General features: G+C 72.3%; 5 protein-coding genes and 1 pseudogene. 2 read left to right on the top strand and 4 right to left on the bottom strand.

From position 1 onward, the window contains the following. Window positions 1–366 (bottom strand): annotated as a pseudogene (locus ACXJKL_RS13550) (GNAT family N-acetyltransferase); the annotation flags it as partial. 43 nt (window positions 367–409) lie between these two features. Next, the gene (locus ACXJKL_RS13545) at window positions 410–1,495 is read right to left on the bottom strand and encodes an amidohydrolase family protein (protein WP_457207568.1); all 1,086 of its coding nucleotides are present in this window, start codon (window positions 1,493–1,495) and stop codon (window positions 410–412) included. Between the two features lie 130 nt (window positions 1,496–1,625). Here ACXJKL_RS13545 and ACXJKL_RS13540 point away from each other — a divergent pair, with 130 nt between their 5' ends. After that, entirely contained in the window at window positions 1,626–2,780 is a 1,155-nt protein-coding gene (locus ACXJKL_RS13540; protein ID WP_457207567.1) for a ScyD/ScyE family protein, read from the top strand. A 19-nt stretch (window positions 2,781–2,799) separates the two neighbouring features. Here ACXJKL_RS13540 and ACXJKL_RS13535 read toward each other — a convergent pair whose 3' ends face one another. Next, a complete protein-coding gene (locus tag ACXJKL_RS13535) occupies window positions 2,800–3,189 on the bottom strand; it encodes a hypothetical protein (RefSeq protein WP_457207566.1) in 390 nt (129 codons plus the stop codon). Then, window positions 3,186–4,745 carry a signal recognition particle protein gene (ffh, locus tag ACXJKL_RS13530; protein ID WP_457207565.1) on the bottom strand — a complete coding sequence of 520 codons (1,560 nt, stop codon included), beginning with the start codon at window positions 4,743–4,745 and terminating at the stop codon, window positions 3,186–3,188. The genes ACXJKL_RS13535 and ffh overlap by 4 nt, the downstream gene beginning before the upstream one ends. A 127-nt stretch (window positions 4,746–4,872) precedes the next feature. On the opposite strand from ffh, the gene ACXJKL_RS13525 reads away from it, so the two are divergent. Then, a partial coding sequence (locus ACXJKL_RS13525; protein ID WP_457207564.1) for a GAF domain-containing protein occupies window positions 4,873–5,357 on the top strand: 485 nt, incomplete at its 3' end.

Here is a 5,357-nt window from a genome sequence, read left to right as displayed (position 1 = left end):
GCCCTGGTGCGCGCGGCCCAGCCACGAGCCGGTCTCCCCCGTGCGGGTCACCGGGAAGTCCTTGGTGCCGACGCCCTGGACGCCCACCACCTCCCCCCGGTGCAGCACGGCCAGGTTCAGGTCCCATCCCGCCGGCGAGAAGTCGGCGCGGGTGCGCCAGTGGTACTGCGCGAAKCTGCGCAGGAAGTCCTCCGGCGCCGTGTCGGTCCAGGCGAACGAGAAAGGCATCAGAGCCGGGTCGTGCACCCCCTGGGCAGCGAGGTCGGCCAGCTCGACGACCAGGTCGTCGGTGACACCGCGCAGCTCGAGGTCACCGGCCCGCACGCGCAGTCCGAGGGCGGGCAGGGCATCGGCGACGGAGCTCATGGCGTCATCCCACACGCCACACCCGCACCACGGCAAATGCCTTTCAGGCCACCCCGGACGCCACCACACGACCGCGCAGCACGACGTACGACGGCTCGAGGAGGACGGTCAGGTCGGCCAGGGGGTCGCGGGGGTAGACGACGAAGTCCGCCGGGGCGCCCTCGGCGAGGGTGGGGTTCCACCCCAGCCACTCGCGGGCCCGCCACGAGGCGGCCCCGAGCGCGTAGTCGGCCGGCATGCCCAGCCCCGCCATCGCCACGACCTCGCCGGCGATGTTGCCGTGCCGGCTCACGCCCCCGCCGTCGGAGCCGGCGTAGAGCGCGACGCCGAGCTCGTAGGCCGCCATGATGGTGTCGCGCTGGCGGGCGTGCAGGTCGCTCATGTGGTCGGCGTAGCGGGGGAACTTGTCGCGGCCCGCGTCGGCGTACTGCGGGAACTTGTCGATCTGCATGACGGTCGGCACCAGCGCGATCCCCCGCTCGGCCATGGTCGCGGCCAGGTCGGTGGAGAGCCCCGTGCCGTGCTCGATGCAGTCGATGCCCGCCTCGATGAGGCCCGGCAGCACCTGCTCGCCGAAGCAGTGCGCKGTGACCTTGGCCCCGTGGTCGTGCGCCGTCGCGATGGCGGCGGCGAAGTCCTCGGCCGGGAAGCTCGGGGCCAGGTCGCCCGCGTCGCGGGAGATCCAGTCGCCGACGAGCTTGACCCAGCCGTCCCCGGCTCGCGCCTCACGGGCGACGGTCTCGACCAGGGTCTCGGGCTCGACCTCGTGGGCGTAGTTGCGGATGTAGCGGCGGGTGCGCGCGATGTGCCGACCGGCCCGGATCAGCCGCGGCAGGTCCTCACGGTCGTGGACCCAGGACGTGTCGGCGGCCGACCCGCAGTCACGGATCAGCAGGGCCCCCGCGTCGCGGTCCTCGACGGCCTGCGCCTCCGCCTCCGCCCGCCCGACGGCGCCGTGGTCGTCGAGCCCGATGTGGCAGTGGGCGTCGACCAGCCCCGGCACGATCCAGCCACGGGCCGCGGTGGTCGCGCCGGCCTGGCGCTCGTAGGTGATGGCGTCGCCCACGACGTACAGGTCGCGCGCCTCCCCGTCGGGCAGGACCGGTCCCGAGAAGCGCAGCGCAGTCATGGGCCCGACCGTAGCGGGGCCGGAGGAAAGCCTCCGGCAGCACAGGCACATTTGGGCGATGACACGGACCGCGCGGCGTCGGACAGTCAAGACATCCTTTTCCTCCATCCGGATCCTCGAGGTGTCCCAGATGCACAGAAATCGACTGTTCGTCGCGTCCGCGCTCGTCGCCCTCACCAGCCCCGCGCTCGTCTCCCCGGCCCAGGCCGCGCAGACCCACGGCGGCGACTCGGGGGGCGACCCGCCCTGGCGGACCGTCGCCACGGGCCTCGACAACCCCCGCCAGCTCTCCTTCTCGGGTGGCTCGCTCTACGTCGCCGAGGCCGGTGTCGGTGGGTCGGGTCCCTGCGTGACAGGCCCCGAGGGCGAGTCCTGCTTCGGCCTGTCCGGCGCGATCACCCGCATCACCAGCTACGGCTCGAAGCGGGTGGTGACCGGGCTGCCGTCGCTCGCGTCGCCCGAGGGTGGTGGCGCGATCGGACCGCACGACGTCGTCGTCCCGGCCTTCCGTCGCGGCTCGGACCACACGTTCGCCGTCACGATCGGCCTGGGCGCCCCGCCGGAGGTGCGCAAGACCTTCGGCGCCGCTGGTCGGGCGCTCGGCACCGTCGTCACCGGCAGCTTCCACGACGGCAAGGCGCACATCCTCGGCGACCTCGCGGCGTACGAGGAGCGACACAACCCCGACGGCAACCCTCCCGACTCCAACCCTGCCGACTCCAACCCGACCGGGATGATGCGCGACGGCGGGTCCGTGGTGGTCACCGACTCCGGCGCCAACGACCTCCAGCGGGTGCGCAGGGACGGACGGATCAAGACGCTGGCGGTGTTCCCGAACAGGATGGTGCCGAGCCCCGACGACCCGGCCACCCTGATGCCGATGCAGGCCGTGCCGACGTCCGTGGTGCGCGGTCCCGACGACGCCTACTACGTCAGCCAGCTGACGGGCTACCCCTTCCCCGCCGGCGGGTCGAACATCTGGCGCGTGGTGCCGGGGCAGGCGCCCACCGTCTACGCCACCGGACTGACCAACGTCACGGACCTCGCCTGGCACGACGGGTCGCTGTACGCCGTCCAGCTCTCCACCACCGGCCTCCTCACCGTGCCGCCGGGGACCCCGCCGACCGGATCGCTCGTCAAGGTCGCGTCGGGCGCCGCACCGACGCCCGTCGCGGAGGGACTGCCTGCCCCGTACGGCGTCGCGCTGCGCGGCGGCAAGGCCTTCGTGACGACGTGTGCCGTCTGCCCCGACGGCGGGTCGGTCGTGGCCATCGACCTGGACTGACGCGGGCAGGTGCGGCTGCTCAGCCGATCTGGTCGAGCAGCCACGAGGGGCTCATCGCGCGAGCGCCGAGCCCCTCGCACCGCCCCCGCAGCACGTGGTCGGCGCTGATGAGGACCACCGTGTCGCCCAGCTCCCGGCGACGGGCCACCTCGGCGATGATCGTGGAGTCGCCGTCCCTGGGCGCGTGCACCGTCGTCACGTGCTGGTCGCGACCGGGGCGCACGCCGCCCTTGGCGCCACCCTCGAGCACCAGCACGATGTCGTCGTACGACGTGTCCCCCACCAGCAACCGCTCGTGGAGGCGCCGCGCGGCGCCGGCGCGGTCCTTCCACCAGCCGTCCGGCACGGAGCCGACGACGTTGGCGGCGTCGACCACGAGCACCGAGCGCGGCGCGCGGGGTCGGCTCACTTGAGGAACTTGGAGAAGTCCTTGGGCAGGTCGAGCGCCGCGGCCGCCTTCTCGTAGTCCACGTCGTCGCCACCGCCGAAGGGGTTGGCCGGACGGTCGGCGGCAGCGGCCTTCTGCGCCGCGGCCTCCTGGGCCGCCTTGGCGGGGTTGCCCGACGTGCGCTTGCCCTTGGCCTTCTTCGGCTGCGCCTTGGTCTTGCCGCGCTTGCCGGCACCGGGCATCGCGGGCATGCCCGGCATCCCCGGCATGCCGCCCCCACGGGCCATCTGCTCCATCATCTTGCGCGCCTCGAAGAAGCGGTCGACGAGCTGGTTGACGTCGGAGACCTGCCGCCCCGAACCGCGGGCGATCCGCGCGCGGCGGGAGCCGTCGATGATCTTGGGGTTGTCCCGCTCGGCGGGCGTCATCGACTGGATGATCGCCTGGATGCGGTCGATCTCGCGCTCGTCGAAGTTCTCGAGCTGGTCGCGGAACTGTCCCATCCCGGGCAGCATGCCCATGATCTTGGACATCGAGCCGAGCTTGCGGATCTGCTGCATCTGCTGGAGGAAGTCCTCCAGCGTGAAGCCGCCCTTGGTGCCGAGCTTCTCGGCGGCCTTGAGGGCCTCCTCCTGGTCGAAGGCCTTCTCGGCCTGCTCGATCAGGGTGAGCATGTCGCCCATGTCGAGGATGCGCGAGGCCATCCGGTCGGGGTGGAACAGGTCGAAGTCGGTCATCTTCTCGCCGGCGGAGGCGAACATGACCGGCTTGCCGGTGATCGAGGCGATCGAGAGGGCGGCACCACCGCGGGCGTCGCCGTCGAGCTTGGTCAGGACCACGCCGTCGTACCCGACGCCGTCGAGGAACATCTGCGCGGTGGTGACGGCGTCCTGGCCGATCATGGCGTCGACGACGAAGAGCACCTCGTCGGGCTGGACCGCGTCGCGGATGTCGGCGGCCTGGCGCATCAGCTCGGCGTCGACGCCGAGGCGACCGGCGGTGTCGATGATGACGACGTCGTGGACCTTGCGCCTGGCCTCCTCGACGGACGCACGGGCCACGGCCACCGGGTCGCCGACGCCGTTGCCGGCCTCCGGCGCGAAGACGGGCACGCCGACCCGCTCCCCGTTGACCTGCAGCTGCTGCACGGCGTTGGGCCGCTGGAGGTCGGCCGCGACCAGGATCGGGGTCTTGCCCTGCTCCTTGAGCCACAGCGCCAGCTTGGCCGCCAGCGTCGTCTTGCCGGCGCCCTGGAGCCCGGCGAGCATGATCACCGTCGGGCCGGTCTTGGCGTAGCGCAGCCGGCGGGTCTCGCCACCGAGGATCTCGACGAGCTCGTCGTTGACGATCTTGACGACCTGCTGGGCCGGGTTGAGCGCCCCGCTGACCTCCTCGCCGCGGGCGCGGTCCTTGACCGCCGCGACGAACTCCTTCACCACCGGCAGGGCGACGTCGGCCTCGAGCAGCGCGATGCGGATCTCGCGCGCGGTGGCGTCGATGTCGGCCTCGGACAGCTTGCCCTTGCCGCGGAGGTTCTTGAAGGTGTCGGCGAGCCGGTCGGAGAGAGTGGCGAACACGGTGGGAGATCCCCTGAGATCGGAGGCGGAATCGGTGGGTGTCGAACGAGGGCCCAGCCTAACGGTCGCCCCCCGCGCCCGGGTCGTCGGCGACGTCGCCCCCGCGCTGCTGGGCCATGATGTGCGCGTGTCCCGCTCCTTCCTCGACCTGCTGTACGACGAGGCGGCCCGCTCGCACTTCGACGAGCTGCTCGCCTCGGCCACCGCGGGCGCGGCCCACGACGAGGAGCGGGAGCGGCTGCGGACCGACTACGACGTGGCCCTGCGGCTGCGCGACCTCATCTCGCGCCAGCGCTCCCGCGAGGCCGAGCTCTCCGCGCTCTACGAGACCGCGAGCGACCTGACGGCCATCCGCGACGTCGACGCCATCCTGGCCGCCATCGTGCGCCGCGCACGCCAGCTCCTCAACGCCGACATGACCTACCTGTCGCTCAACGACGAGCTCGACGGGGCGTCGTACATGAAGGTCACCGACGGGGCGCTCACACCGGCGTTCAAGCAGCTGCGGCTGCCGCTCGGCACCGGCCTGCTCGGACTGGTGGCCCAGGCAGGTGCGCCGTACTTCACCGAGGACTACCAGGCGGACGCGCGGTTCGTGCACCGTCCCTACAT

The organism is Nocardioides sp. P5_C9_2 (assembly GCF_054049555.1).
The sequence above is the reverse complement of the archived record's forward strand: the minus strand, read 5'-3'. Positions and strand labels throughout refer to the sequence as shown.